Source organism: Marinomonas balearica, assembly GCF_004362145.1.
GTDB lineage: Bacteria > Pseudomonadota > Gammaproteobacteria > Pseudomonadales > Marinomonadaceae > Marinomonas > Marinomonas balearica.
In genome coordinates this window covers 419,473-434,620 of the sequence record NZ_SNXC01000010.1, presented here as the reverse complement: position 1 = coordinate 434,620, position 15,148 = coordinate 419,473, and the positions used below count along the sequence as shown (strand labels likewise).

Genomic DNA, 15,148 nt, shown 5'->3' with positions numbered 1-15,148 from the left:
CAAAACATATCATGCGAGCTAGTAACTACCTTTTTTCCACCCTTCGTGACGCCCCTACTGACGCTGTAGTAGCCAGCCACCAACTTATGGTTCGCGCAGGAATGATCCGCCAAATATCTAAGGGTCTCTATACTTGGCTTCCTACTGGATTACGTGTTTTAAAGAAAGTAGAAAACATCGTTCGCGAGGAAATGGAAAAAGCAGGCGCCCTTGAAGTTATGATGCCGGGCGTGCAGCCCGCTGAGTTATGGGAAGAGTCCGGTCGTTGGCAGAAATATGGCCCTGAACTACTTCGCATGAAAGACCGCCATAATCGCGATTACTGCTTAGGCCCAACGCACGAAGAAGTTATTACAGAACTCGCTCGTAATGAATTAACTAGCTACAAACAGCTGCCTATTAATTTTTTCCAAATCCAGACTAAATTCCGTGATGAAGTTCGCCCTCGCTTTGGTGTTATGCGCTCTAGAGAATTCTTGATGAAGGATGCGTACTCATTCCATGCAAACTCAGAGTCACTGCAAGAAACCTACGAAACAATGCACAAAGCTTACTGCAACGTATTTGATCGTATTGGTCTAGATTACCGCCCAGTTCAAGCAGACACAGGAAGTATCGGTGGCGCATATTCTCACGAATTCCACGTTTTGGCTCAATCAGGTGAAGACGATATTGCATTTAGTGATTCCTCTGAATTTGCGGCAAACGTTGAACTTGCTGAAGCCATTTGCACTAAGCAATCGCCCGACGCACCAACTCAAGACATCGCAGAAGTATTGACACCTGACTGTAAAACCATCCAAAAAGTGGCCGATTTTCTAGCGCTTCCGGTTGAAAAAACCGTAAAAACAATGCTAATTAAAGGAATCGATTCCGAAGGCAACGACACGATAGTAGCTCTTGTTCTGCGTGGCGACCACCAAATAAATGAAATTAAAGTTGAAAAACTAGAAGGCGTGGTTACACCGTTTGAGTTTGCAACAGAGCAAGATATTATCGATACCATCGGTTGCAAACCTGGCTCAATTGGACCACAAGGTCTCAACGAAAAAGGCATTCGTGTCATCGTTGATCGCTCTGCCGCTGCCATTTCCGACTTCTGTGCGGGCGCCAATAAGGACGATTACCATACGACAGGCTTAAACTGGAACAGAGACATCTCTGATTTCGTCGTAAAAGATATTAGAAATGTTGTTGAAGGAGACCCATCTCCTGACGGCAAAGGAAAGATTGTCATTAAGCGCGGAATCGAAGTTGGCCATATATTCCAACTAGGGCAGCAATATTCTCAAGCTCTAAAAGCAACTGTATTAGATGAAAACGGAAAAGCTCAAACAATGTGGATGGGATGTTACGGAATCGGTGTTTCTCGCATTGTTGCCGCCGCCATCGAACAAAATTATGACGACAAAGGCATTCTTTGGCCTGAAAACATTGCTCCGTTTAACGTCTCAATCATTGCTATGAACTACGACAAATCCGAAGACGTTCGAAATGAATGTGATCGCTTATATAACGAATTAAAACTGGCTGGAATTGATGTGTTCCTAGATGACAGGAAAGAACGTCCAGGCGTTAAGTTTGCAGACAGCGAACTACTGGGTATTCCGCACCGCCTTGTTGTTGGGGACAAAGGACTGAAAAACAATTCTATTGAATATAAATATCGAGCAACGGGCGAAGGTGAAGATGTACCACGAGAAGAAGCCGTTACGTTTATCAGGAAAACCCTTCAGGTTAGTTAGTATTGCAGTATCTTCCGTTATTGCTTGCTGCATAACATCGCAAGCAATTGCAAATGAAACAACGTTGTGGCGATCAGGGATGGTCGCGGCGACGGCTGCCGCTTACCTAACTAATGCACTTAATGCAGATACAATGCTTATGGAATCCGGCTCGAGTGGCGATATTTTATTTCTTCGCTACTCTGCTCGCTGGTATGCAGAAAAGTCGACCTATCTAAATCAAGATTTCAAGATCACACCTAGCCTTCAAATTGGCTACTCAAAATGGCAAGACGGCTTCAGCCTCTCTCACGCCGACACCAGTAATGTATTAGATTTGTTGCCCGTATTTAGATGGAGCGGCGATGACCTCCCCCTTTTCGATTTTATAGACACTGGTGTTGGCCTTTCGATCATATCAAACGAAAACATCAGCGATAGAAACATGGGCGGCCCGCTTCAATTTAATAACTATCTCGGTGTCGGCTGGCTGCTTGGAAGCAGGGAGCAATGGGAAGTATCTCTTCACTTTCAGCACTACTCAAACAATGACATCTATACAGAAAATAGCGGCATAAACTTCGCCCATTTAAGTATCGGCTATAACTACTAGCCAATTAAACTATTAGCCAAACACTTTACAAACCGAGTCAAATTACGAAAACTAACGGAACAACAATGACAACCATTTATCATAACCCTAGATGCTCAAAATCTCGCGAAACACTAAAGTTACTTGAAGAAAAAGGCATCTCCCCGTCAATATGCTTATACCTTGAAACTCCACCAAGCGCGAGTGAAATTAGAGAGTTACTCAATTTACTAAGCGTTGACGCACGTGGCTTGATGAGAACCAAAGAGTCCCTCTACAAAGAACTCAATCTCAAAGGCGTAGAAGATGAAAACACTTTAATCGAAGCAATGGCAGACAACCCTAAACTTATTGAACGCCCCATTGTTGTACACAACGGCAAAGCTGCCCTAGGCCGCCCTCCAGAGCAAGTATTGGAATTATTTTAACTGTGAACACTCCCTATGTACTGATTGCCTACTACAGTCGTCACGGGTCGATTGAAACAATGGCAAAACACATTGCACGAGGCGTTAGTAAAGTTTCTGGCATTGAAGCTCGTATAAGACAAATCCCGAATATTTCGACTACAACGGAGCAAACCGAGACAGAGATCCCCGAGTCTGGGCATCCCTATATTGAGCTGAATGATCTTTCAGACTGCGCGGGTTTAGTAATTGGCTCCCCCTCTTACTTTGGCTCCATGGCCGCCCCTGTTAAGCACCTTATAGATCAAAGCAGCACGTTATGGATGAGCGGTCAACTCTGCAATAAGCCTGCTGGTGCATTCACCAGTGCTAGCAGCATGCACGGCGGACATGAAATGACGATACAATCAATCATGACTCCGTTATTGCACCATGGAATGGTTTGGCTGGGCTTGCCTTACAAAAACAAGTCACTTATTACAACAATGAGTGGCGGCACGCCATATGGTGCAAGTCACCTTGCTAAATCCACGGGCGAAAGCAAACTAACCACAGAAGAACAACTTCTTTGCGAAGCTCAAGGCGAGCGCATTGCGCAATTTTCTCTAAAACTACTATGAGCCGCGTAAAGCAGTTTCGATAATTAAAAGGCAAAAAAAAACCTCCAACCATTTACGGTTGAAGGTTTTACATTCATTCACACTTTATGCAATCGCACACAAATAAACTTAGTGCTTAAATGGATCTCGCATAACAATTGTTTCATTTCGATCCGGCCCAGTAGAAATAATGTCGACTGGCACGCCCACTTGCTCTTCTAGGTATTTAATATAGTCTTGAGCATTCTTTGGCAACGCATCAAAATTTTCAGCACCAACAGTAGACTCGGACCAACCTGGAAGCTCAACATAAACAGGTTTAGCCTGCTCATAACCTTCACTGTCTACTAAAGATCCAGCAACCGGCACTCCTTCTGCATCAGTGTAACCAACACAAACTTTAATCGTTTCGAAGCCGTCTAATACGTCCAACTTCGTTAGACACATCCCTGATACCGAGTTAATCTGAACAGCATGACGCAACGCAACAGCATCAAACCAACCACAACGACGCGAACGACCTGTTGTTGCTCCAAACTCGTGCCCACGCTCACCCAAACGCTGTCCATTTTCACAGAAAAGCTCTGTAGGGAAAGGCCCTGAGCCAACACGCGTTGTATACGCTTTAGTAATACCCAACACATAATCTAGGTACAATGGACCAAATCCAGAACCCGCTGGCGCACCACCTGCCGTCGTATTAGAAGACGTTACGTATGGGTATGTGCCGTGATCAACATCTAATAGAGAGCCTTGTGCCCCCTCAAACATAATGTTTGCACCCGCTTTGCGAAGATCATGAAGCAAACCGATGGTATCCGCCACCATTGGACGAAGAAACTCAGCCATTTCCAGACCATCCGCGAACACTTCGTCATACGAAATTGGAGCCGCTTGGTGGTAGTTTTCTAAGATGAAGTTATAGTAATCTAGATTTTCTTTTAATTTGCTCTCAAAGCGATCACGATCAAGCAAGTCACCAACACGAATAGCGCGTCGCGCAACTTTATCTTCATACGCTGGCCCAATACCACGCCCAGTCGTACCAATTTTTTTCTCGCCTTTAGCTACTTCGCGAGCTTGATCTAACGCAATGTGGTAAGGAAGAATAAGAGGACAAGCCGCGCTTATTTTTAAACGCTCAACAGCAGGGATGCCCTGCTCTAGAAGCTCATCAACCTCTTTTTTCAGCGCAGCTGGAGAAAGCACCACACCGTTACCAATAATACACTGCACGCCATCTCGTAGAATCCCAGAAGGAATTAGATGAAGAACGGTTTTTTTACCGTCAATAACAAGTGTGTGGCCAGCATTATGTCCACCTTGAAATCGAACAACTGCAGCGACATCTTCAGTAAGTAAGTCAACAACTTTACCCTTACCTTCGTCACCCCATTGAGTGCCCAGAATTACGACATTTTTACCCATTTTTAAAGGTCTCACTTAAGAATAGTCTTGTACAAAAATCTATTTACTAATAGCTTGCAACTGCCAGTCGTTACCAACATTTACTAGCTGAAAATCAAACATATCAATACGTACATTTGAATCAAGCTGCTCAACAACCTGATAACCTTCCTCACGCAGCTGGCTCAACTTTGCCCATAACTCAGCACTGTTTGCGACTGGCGATAATACACGAAGTTTCTTTTCAACACTTGGCTGTGATAGAGATACCAGCGTTTTCAAATCCGTACTGAACCCTGTGGCTGGGCGAGAGCGCCCAAAGACTTCACCGATATTATTGTATCGGCCGCCACGAGCAATAGCATTACCGTGACCTGGCTGATACGCAGCAAAAACCAACCCAGTGTGATAGCTGTATGACTCTAAATCGCTTAAATCAAAGTGCCACCCAACTTTTGGGAAACGCGCCTGAATAACGTCGACAACTTGATTGAGCATATTAATAGCATTAGAGACAGACTCACCAACACCGTCTAACTTCGCAGCAGCTTGACTCAGAACCTCATTGCCACCACACAAGCGAGGCAATGCAGTCAACCAAGACTTAACATGTTCCGGCACATCAAGCTGAGCTACAAAAAATTCCAGTTCTGGCAGATCCTTAGCCTTATACAATTCGCGCAATTTAACTTGCTCAACATTTGTTATACTTGCGGCATCTATAACGCCACTAACAATGTCTACGTGACCAATATCAAGCACAAGTTTTTCCAAGCCTGCGACTCGCAATGTTTCAAGCATAAGCGACAGGATTTCTAGATCACTTTCCAGTCCACCATGGCCATATAACTCAGCACCTAACTGAATAGGGCTTCGCGTACCATCAAGACCGGCTGGAACAGTCCGAAGAACACTGCCACTGTAGCTCAAACGCTGCACATCCTCATCTTTTAAGCAATGTGCATCAATACGCGCAACTTGAGAAGTAAAATCTGCTCGAATCCCCATCAGACGACCTGATAACTGATCAATCACCTTAAAGGTTTCAAGCTCTAAATCGGAACCTGCGCCAGTTAAAAGCGAATCTAAATATTCAATAAGGGGGGGGATAACTAATTTGTAACCCCAACTTTCATGGAGGTTAAGCAGATTTCTTCTTAGGTATTCGATTTGTGATGCTTTTTCAGGAAGGGCTTCATCGACCCCATCCGGAAGCAACCAACGATCTGCTAGTGCCATTAACTTGTTTCCTCTTAGCTTCGAGTCAATAAAAGGAGCATCAACCCAAGAAACATACTAACAGCACCTATGATTCGCAAATTCGTATCAGAACTCGCGACCGCTTTCACCATTATTTCACGCCAAATATTGGGCGCTAAGAACGGTAAAATACCCTCCGCAATCAACAATAAACTGATTCCAACGAGTAGCGACTGCAACAATTCCTGCATAGACTCTCTTTATTATGACCATTAAAAAACCGGGCTATACCCGGTTTGCATAATAATATCACGTTTCTCCTCACAACTAACAGGAGAAACGTGATTCAAATTACGATATCAACTTACTTTGTAATGCCATCGACACTATCAAGATACTTGAAGAACTCACTATCCGGCTTCAGCACAAATAGATCACCTTTTGAGCTAAAGCTCTCACGGTAAGCTTGAAGGCTTCGGTAGAATTCAAAAAACTCTGGATCTTGCATATAAGCTTTTGCATAGATTGCTGCCGCTTGAGCATCGCCGTCACCTCGAATCATCTCAGCATCACGCTGCGCTTCTGCTTCAAGAACAACTTTTTGACGATCGGCGTCAGCTCGAATACCTTCCGCCAGCTCCAGACCTTTAGATCTGTGCTCACGAGCTTCTCGCTCTCGCTCTGTTCTCATACGCTGATAAACAGACTCACTCACATTAGGAGGAAGATCGATCTTCTTAACTCGAATATCGACAATCGTGATACCAAGCTCATTTTTAGCAACTTCATCCAGATTATCACGCAACTCTGTCATCAGCTCATCTCGCTCACCTGAGACAACCTCATGCATTGTACGCTCACCAAACTGGTTACGAAGACCCGTATCAACACGAGAAGAAAGCACGCGGTTAGCTACAAACTCATCACCAGAAGTGGCTTGATAAAACTTAGAAACACTAGCAATCTTCCACTTAACATAAGAGTCAACTATTACAGCTTTCTTCTCTAATGTTAAATAGCGCTGCGGCCTTGAATCCATGGTTAAAATTCGCGCATCAAATGTCTTAACGTCATTCACTACCGGAATTTTAAAATGAAGCCCAGGCTGAACATCTGCCTCGACAATTTCACCGAACTTCAACACAACCGCACGCTCTGTTTCTTTAACCACATAGAGAGTTTGCGAACCAATCAACACTGCTAGCAATGCGACCAATAATACTACGAAAGATGAACCTTTCATTAGTTTCTCCCCTCCCTACGAACCGAAGAACCCTGACGCTTACGAAGTTCATTTAGCACTTGATCAGTCAAACTGCTAATGTCATCAGAATTCAAGTTTCCGGCGATCGGGTTCGCTGCATTTTGATTTTTAAGAATTTGATCTAGCGGCAAGTACATCATGTTATTACCACCGTCATCATCGATTACGACTTTATTTGCGTTTTTATAAATCGCCTCAACGGTTTCAAGATACATTCTTCGCTTTGTTACATCAGGCGCTTTAACATATTCTTGGAATAGACGATCAAATCGATCTGCTTGACCTTCAGATCTTGATACAACTTCCGAACGATATGCTTCAGCTTCTTCACGAATACGCTGGGACTTACCACGCGCCTCAGGAATGATACCATTTGCATAAGATTCAGCCTCGTTTCGAACACGTTGCTCATCTTCTTTTGCTTTAATAACATCATCAAACGCTTCTTTAACCTGCTCTGGCGCCTGAGTATTTTCAACGTTCACTTTAGAAATCAGCAAACCTGTTCCATAAGCGTTAATATAATCTTGAAGTCTAACCTTCACTTCCGTCGCTAGCAGCTCTCGACCTTCAGTAAGAATCTGATCCATCTCAGAACTACCGACAACATGGCGCAAAGAACTCTCAACCGCCTGAGACAAAGATTCTTCAGGAGTACGAACATTCAGCAAGAAGTCTTTCGGGTTCTCTACTGAGTATTGAACAGAAACCCCAACTTCAACAATCGCTTCATCCACAGTAAGCATCAGAGCTTTATGGTCGTGAGAACGAACTTTCGTCACATTTACTTTGCTCACGGTGTCTATCATAGGAGGATTCCAATGCAGACCTGGCATAACAGTACTGTGGTATTTACCTAATCTCAGTACAACACCACGCTCTTGCTGATCTACCTGATAGACCCCCGAAGCGGCCCATACAGCAAGCAAGCCGATAATCAGAATTGCAAGCAAACTACCACTTACCTTTCCTGAAAAACCGCCATTACCGCCAGAGGAACCACCACCGCGATTTGATTTTTTAACCCCTAGCATATCCATGAGCTTACGAAAAGCTTCGTCCAGATCTGGTGGCGCTTGATCCTTCCCTCCACTCGGTCGTCCCCAAGGATCGTTATTAGGCTCCTGATCTCGCCCTCCCTGCTGGGAGTTACGATTTTTGTCAGGATTCCATGGGTCATTGTCGTTATTACCCGGTTCATTCCAGGCCATAATACATCTCCATAATAGTTCTAATGATAATTTTAAAATTATTTTTATATCAAAAAAAGGTCAGACTCTACTGACGATACGACTGAGCCGTCTCACCTTTTCTAAGCTGCTACTACTTGATCTTCAGAAATCCCTGCTCTGGCAAGCAACTGCATAAAATCTTTTTTGGGCAATGACACTTCTAAAACAGATCTACCAAGGTCGTCATACTCTTCTGACCTAACAGCACCCTGCTCAAACAGCATAGCTCTGAATCGCCCCTGATCGGATGGAACAACCAACTTATCGTTAATAATATCCTCACCAAGAAGTTCCGCAATAGCTTGTTGCAGTAAACCTATTCCGATTCCTTCTTTTGCGGACACCCAAACTCGATAAGGTTTCCCATTTTCATCTCTATCTATACGGGGTTCGCCCGTTTCTAGAGCATCGATCTTATTAAATACCTTTAAAACTGGCACCTCATTCGCACCAATTTCTTCCAAAACAGCATCCACCTCTTTAATATTGTCATCTCGAGCAATATCTGCACAATCTACTACATGCAATAGCAGATCCGCTTCAGATGATTCCTTTAAAGTTGCCTGAAAGGCTTTTACTAACCTATGCGGAAGCTGTCGAATAAAACCAACGGTATCAGCCAGCACTATCGATCCAATTTGCTCCACATCCAAACGCCGTAACGTAGGATCAAGTGTCGCAAACAACTGGTCAGCTGCATATACTTCAGCCCCCGTTGCTTTGTTAAATAGCGTTGATTTACCTGCATTGGTATAACCCACAAGAGAAACCGTTGGTACCGCAGATCGTGACCGAGACCTTCGACTCTGATCGCGCTGCGAGTTAACTTTGTCCAATCGCTTTTGAATGGCTTTAATTCGCTCTCTCAAAAGACGACGGTCAGTCTCAAGCTGAGTTTCACCAGGCCCCCTCATGCCTATGCCGCCTTTTTGCCTCTCAAGGTGAGTCCACCCTCGAATAAGGCGCGTCGACATATGTTGGAGCTGAGCCAACTCAACTTGCAGCTTACCCTCATGAGTTCGAGCACGTTGAGCAAAAATATCTAGGATTAAACCTGTACGGTCAAGCACTCGACAATTGAGGTGACTTTCTAGGTTTCTTTCTTGGGAAGGCGATAGAGCATGGTCAAAAAGAACAACTTGAGCTTCTTCTCGAAGCACAATGTCTTTAATCTCTTCAAGCTTACCGGAGCCGATAAAGTACCTTGGATCTGGACGCTGTCGCGACCCTTCAACAACAGCAACAGGGTCAGCTCCAGCAGAAATAGAGAGTTCAATAAACTCTTCAGGCCCATAATTTTCTGTCTGGTCATAAAAATCTATATGAACCAGAACAGCAATTTCACCACTATCTGGGCGTTCAAAAAACAAATTCTCTTTCCTCGGTTTGACTTTATAAAGTCAAACTATTCAGCCGCTTCTTCCGTCTGATCAGTAGACGGTATACGGATTGTACGGGAAGGGACAACTGTAGAAATAGCATGTTTATATACCATTTGACTAACAGTGTTTTTCAATAAAATCACGAACTGATCAAATGATTCAATCTGTCCCTGCAATTTAATGCCATTCACTAAAAAAATTGAAACTGGCACACGTTCTTTGCGTAGAACATTTAGGTAAGGGTCTTGTAGTGATTGCCCTTTTGACATCGGTATCTCCTTAAGCAAGCGGAATAATTAGAATTTAATTCTTGGTAAAACAATATCGTAGATAGTACACCAATTTTCTGTCAATTTCCCTTATATAATCCTGCTTTCTAAGTATTTCAAGGTTTGCCCCACAAGATCTTTCGATAAACTGTCGAAAATAGTCAAATCTTCCCACCCTCTAAGCCAAGTTAATTGCCTTTTAGCGAGCTGGCGAGTCGCTACTACCCCTTTAAAAATAGCATCATCTAGAGAATCTTCCCCCTCAATATACTGCCAAAGCTGCCTATAGCCGACACATCGTATAGAAGGGAAGTCTAACGACAGGTCACCACGCTGGTGTAAATCTTCGACTTCGTTCAAGAAGCCGAGCTCCATCATTTGATGAAACCGTTCCTCAATTCGTTTATGCAAGATACTGCGTTCATCGGGCATGACGGCTAAATTAACCATATTAAACGGTAATGATTGAGTCTCTTGATTCGCCCACAACTCAGTCATTGACTTACCCGACACACGATAGACCTCTAAAGCACGCTGCAATCGCTGTGGATCATTTGGATGAATCCTTTTTGCGGACTCAGGGTCAATTCGAGACAACTCATCGTGTAAGTAGTCCCACCCTTTTTCAGCGGCTTGCTGCTCAATTTCCGCTCTGATTGTTTCGTCGGCCTGAGGCATTTCTGCTAAGCCCTTTTGCAAAGCATTAAAATACATCATTGTCCCTCCCACCAAGAGAGGTCGTTTGCCTGCAGAAACGATATCTGAAATCTCTTCGACTACATCTTCTACGAAATCAGCGGCAGAATAGGACTCAACAGGATCAATAATATCAATAAGCCGATGAGGTGCTTTAAGTAAAGTGGCTTGATCTGGTTTAGCTGTGCCAATGTCCATCCCACGATACACCAACGCAGAATCAACACTAATAATTTCATAGTTGTGCTGGCTCGCAAGCTCTACCGCCAAACCCGTCTTACCAGAGGCCGTTGGCCCCATCAAACAAACAACGCTTGGTTTGCTCACACTATCTACCTCTCAAAAACAATTTATCCAGATCTGACATACTTAACTGAGTCCAAGTAGGACGACCATGATTACACTGACCACTTCTCTCTGTCACCTCCATATCACGAAGGAGACTATTCATTTCAGCAATCGTTAATTTTCTATTCGCCCGCACGGCGCCATGACACGCCATACTCGCCATCAATTCATTCGCACGAGCTTCCAAAACATCCGTTGAGCCATTCACAGCCAAATCGCTGACTACATCACGCACTAAACTTTCAATGTCACCGTCAATCAAAATAATCGGCACTTCTCGTACCATTACACTCTCGACTCCTGTGCGCTCAACCTTAAACCCAAATGCCTCAAAGACGGTCTGATTGTCTTCTACCAAATCCGCCTCAGTCTGGGAAACAGAAACATTAATAGGTACGAGTAAAGGCTGACTAGGGACGCTTTTTGCGTAAAAAGCATTTTTCATCCGCTCATAAACTATACGCTCGTGAGCGGCATGCATATCAACAACAATCAAACCAACACTACTCTCAGAAAGAATATACACCCCGTGAATTTGAGCCACGGCATACCCTAACGGTGGCATATCATGTTCGTTGTTTTCTGCTACTAAATTGTTAAAGCGCTCACCAGAATCAACTGCAACTGGGTAGGAACCACTTCCATTGAACCCCATTACATCTGGCGCCAATACCTCTCCAGTCAAAGGGTCTACTCCCTGAGGGAACATGTTGTTTGTATCTATGCCGCTTATCGCTCGATTTGCATTATCATTCAATTGCCGAAGCCCATCTAACTGCCCTCGAACGACTGCAGCTTCGCCCGAAGAATCACTCGACGACCTCCAAGGAAGCGAACTTGAGCTTGCCCCCTGCGGCTCTCTCTGAAAAGCCATTCGAGATTGCTGCGTCGGCATGGAAGCGACTTCAGATTCAGGCTCCTCTGCGATTTGAGTTGGCATCTCCCCACTTTCTGGTCTTACGTCTGCGATGACTTTATGGATACGACTGAATAAAAAATCATGCACTAAACGCCCATCTCGAAACCTAACCTCATGTTTTGTAGGGTGAACGTTCACATCGACAGTAGACGGATCTAATTCTAAATAAAGAACAAATGTAGGATGCCTACCGTTGTAAAGCACATCGCGATACGCCTGCCTGACAGCGTGAGCAACCAACTTATCGCGCACCACCCGCCCATTAACAAAAAAGTACTGCAGATCTGCTTGAGAACGAGAGAACGTAGGTAAACCAATCCATCCCCATAAACGCAACCCCGCGGCTTCCACATCAATAGTAAGCGCATTCTCTATAAATTTTTTACCCAGCAAGGTTCCTAACCGATGCTCTGCATGAAGCTGGTCAGTGACAGGGCGCAAGTCATAAACTTGCTTACTATTGTGACTGAGTCGAAAACCAACATCATAACGACTCAAGGCAAGGCGCTTCACCACTTCTTGTAGATGATTAAACTCGGTTTTTTCTGTTCTTAAAAATTTTCGTCGTGCTGGCGTATTAAAAAACAAATCACGAACTTCAATTGTTGCACCTTCTGGATGCGAGGCTGGGCGAACCGCCGTTGTCATTTCTTTGCCTTCAGCTTCGACGCGCCAAGCCTCATCTTCCCCTACCGCTTTGGAGGTAAGATGCATACGCGACACAGAACTAATACTGGCAAGCGCTTCACCTCTAAACCCCAGCGTTTGAACAGCCTCAAGATCATCCAGCGTGACGATTTTACTTGTTGCATGTCGACTCATAGCAAGTGACAGATCGTCTTTGACAATACCATGCCCATTATCTCGGATCTTTATACGCCGAACTCCGCCCTGCTCTATATCGACATCAAGCTGGGTTGCTCCTGCATCAAGGCTATTTTCCAGCAATTCCTTTACAACCGACGCTGGTCGCTCAACAACTTCTCCGGCAGCAATTTGGTTCGCCAGTCTAGGAGAAAGCAGGTTAATTCTGGCCATATTGGGTTCCTATCGCAGAAAGATATGTTCTGATCTATGTATTACTGTTTGTTAATATTGAAAGTCGTTAAGAAAGAAAACGACCCAAGCTAGCAAAGAGTTATTACGCTTAGCTAGCGGGAATAGTGAGTTTTTGGCCAATCCAAATAACATCATTTTTTAGCGTATTTACCGCTCTAAGCGCCTTTAAAGAAACTTGGTTGCGCCTAGCAATTTCTGAAAGCGTATCGCCTTTACTAACCGTATAAACATAGCCTTTCTTCTGTTTTTGCTTCCAGGCAAGATACGTACCTTCCGGAGGGTTCGATGAAAAAGACTCAACAACTCCCTTTGATATGGCTTGCGCGAGTTTTTTACGATACGTTCGACTCGATAAATTTTTAGCTTCAGTGGGGTTTGAAACAAAGCCCGTTTCAATCAACAGCGAGGGAATATCAGGCGACTTCAGAACAACAAAACCCGCCTGTTGAACCGTACCTTTGTGCAATTTTGCCACACCTGTCATTTTACCCAACACCGATTTACCAATATCCAAACTCATCTGAATAGTTGAATTCATCGACATGTCCAGCAAAACTTCCGCCAAAAGCTGGTCTTTATCATCGAGAGAAATACCGCCGACCAAATCCGATGTCTGCTCCTGCTGAGCAAGCCAACGCCCCATTTCGGATGTTTTCCCACCGAGTGACAGAGCCCATACGGAAGCACCTCGGGCACTTGATTTCGTGAACGCATCGGCATGAATGGAGATCAAAATGTCTGCGTTTGCGTCTCTAGCAACTTTCGTCCTTTGACGAAGTTTCAAATACACATCGGTAGAGCGAGTAAGAACAGCTTTGAAGCCTTTAACTTGATTAATTCGCTTAGCGAGTTCCTTACCTATGGATAAAACCACATCTTTTTCGCGAACTTTATACTTGCCCAGCGCGCCCGGATCTTTGCCGCCGTGCCCAGGGTCTATCACCACAACAATGTCGCGTTTGGCATTTTCAATCGAGGACACACTTTTTACAACCTTGACGGGCTTTTTGGTACCGTACTCAAGCTCCACCAGTATCCTTGGCCCATATTTAGTGCTTTTAGACAGAACTGAACTCTTTGCCTTCACCTTCCCCTTTAGGTCAATAACAAAACGAGCTCCTTGATCTCGCTTAGCATATCGAAGCCTTTGCATGATTCCAGAGGATAAGTTCGGAAGAGTTTTTATTACTTTGGACGACAGTAAACCAATAGACTCCAGATCCAAAACCACCCTATCGGGATTAGAAAGCAAAAACAGTTTGTGGTTTGCCTCTGAGTCGAGCTCAAAAACAAGACGAGTTAAACCCTCTTGTTGAGCAACTCGAATATCTTTGACAGAAGCACTGTGCACTGACATTGAAAAAAACAATGTCAGTAAGAAAAGAACAATAGATCGAATGTGAAAAGTGTTATACATATCAAAAGGCTAGCCAGTATATCTACACACTATAACCTTTGATAAAAAATAGCTCAACGTCTTAAATCAATACATGACAGATCTAATATCAACTAATAGAGATAATTAACCAGCTAGCTTCAACGCTTCGATTATACTTTTTTCTCCGAGCGCCGTTTTCGACTCCACAACCACTTTTCGGCCTTGTCTCAATAGATCCAAGTGAATGACGACATCAGGCTCTGGTAAAACACCTTTCCCCATTTCAGCCCATTCAATCAAGCACAATGCACCGTCTTTGAAGTAGTCTCGAATCCCCATGTATTCCAGCTCTTCCGAATCACCAATACGATAAAGATCGAAATGAAACACATCCAGATCCCCTAACTCATAAGGCTCAACAATAGTATATGTTGGACTCTTTACCGGACCTATGTACCCCATTCCTCTCAGCAAACCTCGAACCAACGTTGTTTTACCCATCCCAAGGTTGCCCTCCAGATGAACAACACCGCCACTCTTAAAGGTAGTCGCCAGTTGCTCACCAAACGACTCCATCGCAGCCTCACCGTAAAGCTCTTTTTCTACCAACATTATATTCCCCTTTCCTACACACACCCGTGTGCGATTTTTCATCTTAATTAATTTCTAAAA

The 15,148-nt window shown here is 44.1% G+C and carries 15 protein-coding genes; 4 read left to right on the top strand and 11 right to left on the bottom strand.

The window, feature by feature from the left end; all coding sequences use genetic code 11:
• The first annotated feature begins 11 nt into the window (after positions 1 to 11).
• The 4 genes from DFP79_RS07150 to wrbA all read left to right on the top strand — a co-directional run bounded on the left by DFP79_RS07150 (position 12) and on the right by wrbA (position 3,343).
• Positions 12 to 1,745 (top strand): proline--tRNA ligase, encoded by a 1,734-nt coding sequence (locus tag DFP79_RS07150; protein ID WP_133503240.1) that lies wholly within the window; start codon positions 12 to 14, stop codon positions 1,743 to 1,745.
• A complete protein-coding gene (locus DFP79_RS07145; protein ID WP_133503239.1) occupies positions 1,690 to 2,337 on the top strand; it encodes an acyloxyacyl hydrolase in 648 nt (215 codons plus the stop codon). The genes DFP79_RS07150 and DFP79_RS07145 overlap by 56 nt, the downstream gene beginning before the upstream one ends.
• A gap of 65 nt (positions 2,338 to 2,402) precedes the next feature.
• On the top strand, positions 2,403 to 2,744 hold the full coding sequence (gene arsC / locus DFP79_RS07140) for an arsenate reductase (glutaredoxin) (protein ID WP_133503238.1): 342 nt from the start codon (positions 2,403 to 2,405) through the stop codon (positions 2,742 to 2,744).
• A gap of 2 nt (positions 2,745 to 2,746) precedes the next feature.
• Positions 2,747 to 3,343: an NAD(P)H:quinone oxidoreductase gene (gene wrbA, locus DFP79_RS07135; RefSeq protein WP_133503237.1), complete on the top strand. Its 597-nt coding sequence runs from the start codon at positions 2,747 to 2,749 to the stop codon at positions 3,341 to 3,343.
• A gap of 108 nt (positions 3,344 to 3,451) precedes the next feature.
• On the opposite strand, the gene DFP79_RS07130 is transcribed toward wrbA, so the two are convergent.
• The 11 genes from DFP79_RS07130 to tsaE all read right to left on the bottom strand — a co-directional run bounded on the left by DFP79_RS07130 (position 3,452) and on the right by tsaE (position 15,088).
• A complete protein-coding gene (locus DFP79_RS07130) occupies positions 3,452 to 4,750 on the bottom strand; it encodes an adenylosuccinate synthase (protein WP_133503311.1) in 1,299 nt (432 codons plus the stop codon).
• Between the two features lie 39 nt (positions 4,751 to 4,789).
• Positions 4,790 to 5,968, bottom strand: coding sequence for an ATP phosphoribosyltransferase regulatory subunit (locus tag DFP79_RS07125; RefSeq protein WP_133503236.1), 1,179 nt, complete (start codon positions 5,966 to 5,968; stop codon positions 4,790 to 4,792).
• Between the two features lie 14 nt (positions 5,969 to 5,982).
• Complete coding sequence (locus DFP79_RS07120; RefSeq protein WP_133503235.1) at positions 5,983 to 6,180, bottom strand: DUF2065 domain-containing protein; 198 nt, start codon at positions 6,178 to 6,180, stop codon at positions 5,983 to 5,985.
• Between the two features lie 113 nt (positions 6,181 to 6,293).
• Positions 6,294 to 7,172: a protease modulator HflC gene (gene hflC, locus DFP79_RS07115; protein WP_133503234.1), complete on the bottom strand. Its 879-nt coding sequence runs from the start codon at positions 7,170 to 7,172 to the stop codon at positions 6,294 to 6,296.
• Complete coding sequence (hflK, locus tag DFP79_RS07110) at positions 7,172 to 8,404, bottom strand: FtsH protease activity modulator HflK (protein WP_133503233.1); 1,233 nt, start codon at positions 8,402 to 8,404, stop codon at positions 7,172 to 7,174. The genes hflC and hflK overlap by 1 nt, the downstream gene beginning before the upstream one ends.
• A 101-nt stretch (positions 8,405 to 8,505) precedes the next feature.
• Positions 8,506 to 9,795, bottom strand: coding sequence for a ribosome rescue GTPase HflX (gene hflX, locus DFP79_RS07105; RefSeq protein ID WP_133503232.1), 1,290 nt, complete (start codon positions 9,793 to 9,795; stop codon positions 8,506 to 8,508).
• Between the two features lie 35 nt (positions 9,796 to 9,830).
• Positions 9,831 to 10,076 carry an RNA chaperone Hfq gene (hfq, locus tag DFP79_RS07100; RefSeq protein ID WP_133503231.1) on the bottom strand — a complete coding sequence of 82 codons (246 nt, stop codon included), beginning with the start codon at positions 10,074 to 10,076 and terminating at the stop codon, positions 9,831 to 9,833.
• 90 nt (positions 10,077 to 10,166) lie between these two features.
• Entirely contained in the window at positions 10,167 to 11,099 is a 933-nt protein-coding gene (gene miaA / locus DFP79_RS07095) for a tRNA (adenosine(37)-N6)-dimethylallyltransferase MiaA (RefSeq protein WP_133503230.1), read from the bottom strand.
• Between the two features lies 1 nt (position 11,100).
• Complete coding sequence (gene mutL, locus DFP79_RS07090) at positions 11,101 to 13,077, bottom strand: DNA mismatch repair endonuclease MutL (protein ID WP_133503229.1); 1,977 nt, start codon at positions 13,075 to 13,077, stop codon at positions 11,101 to 11,103.
• Between the two features lie 109 nt (positions 13,078 to 13,186).
• Complete coding sequence (locus DFP79_RS07085; protein WP_133503228.1) at positions 13,187 to 14,515, bottom strand: N-acetylmuramoyl-L-alanine amidase; 1,329 nt, start codon at positions 14,513 to 14,515, stop codon at positions 13,187 to 13,189.
• 105 nt (positions 14,516 to 14,620) lie between these two features.
• Positions 14,621 to 15,088, bottom strand: coding sequence for a tRNA (adenosine(37)-N6)-threonylcarbamoyltransferase complex ATPase subunit type 1 TsaE (gene tsaE, locus DFP79_RS07080; RefSeq protein WP_133503227.1), 468 nt, complete (start codon positions 15,086 to 15,088; stop codon positions 14,621 to 14,623).
• Between the last annotated feature and the right edge of the window lie 60 nt (positions 15,089 to 15,148).

Bases quoted from the DNA above. Each gene is read 5' to 3' on its own strand.
- DFP79_RS07150 (WP_133503240.1), top strand. From the start codon at position 12: ATGCGAGCTAGTAACTACCTTTTTTCCACCCTTCGTGACGCCCCTACT.
- DFP79_RS07145 (WP_133503239.1), top strand. From the start codon at position 1,690: ATGTACCACGAGAAGAAGCCGTTACGTTTATCAGGAAAACCCTTCAGG.
- arsC (WP_133503238.1), top strand. From the start codon at position 2,403: ATGACAACCATTTATCATAACCCTAGATGCTCAAAATCTCGCGAAACA.
- DFP79_RS07130 (WP_133503311.1), bottom strand. From the start codon at position 4,750: ATGGGTAAAAATGTCGTAATTCTGGGCACTCAATGGGGTGACGAAGGT.
- DFP79_RS07125 (WP_133503236.1), bottom strand. From the start codon at position 5,968: ATGGCACTAGCAGATCGTTGGTTGCTTCCGGATGGGGTCGATGAAGCC.
- DFP79_RS07120 (WP_133503235.1), bottom strand. From the start codon at position 6,180: ATGCAGGAATTGTTGCAGTCGCTACTCGTTGGAATCAGTTTATTGTTG.
- hflC (WP_133503234.1), bottom strand. From the start codon at position 7,172: ATGAAAGGTTCATCTTTCGTAGTATTATTGGTCGCATTGCTAGCAGTG.
- hflK (WP_133503233.1), bottom strand. From the start codon at position 8,404: ATGGCCTGGAATGAACCGGGTAATAACGACAATGACCCATGGAATCCT.
- hfq (WP_133503231.1), bottom strand. From the start codon at position 10,076: ATGTCAAAAGGGCAATCACTACAAGACCCTTACCTAAATGTTCTACGC.
- mutL (WP_133503229.1), bottom strand. From the start codon at position 13,077: ATGGCCAGAATTAACCTGCTTTCTCCTAGACTGGCGAACCAAATTGCT.
- DFP79_RS07085 (WP_133503228.1), bottom strand. From the start codon at position 14,515: ATGTATAACACTTTTCACATTCGATCTATTGTTCTTTTCTTACTGACA.
- tsaE (WP_133503227.1), bottom strand. From the start codon at position 15,088: ATGTTGGTAGAAAAAGAGCTTTACGGTGAGGCTGCGATGGAGTCGTTT.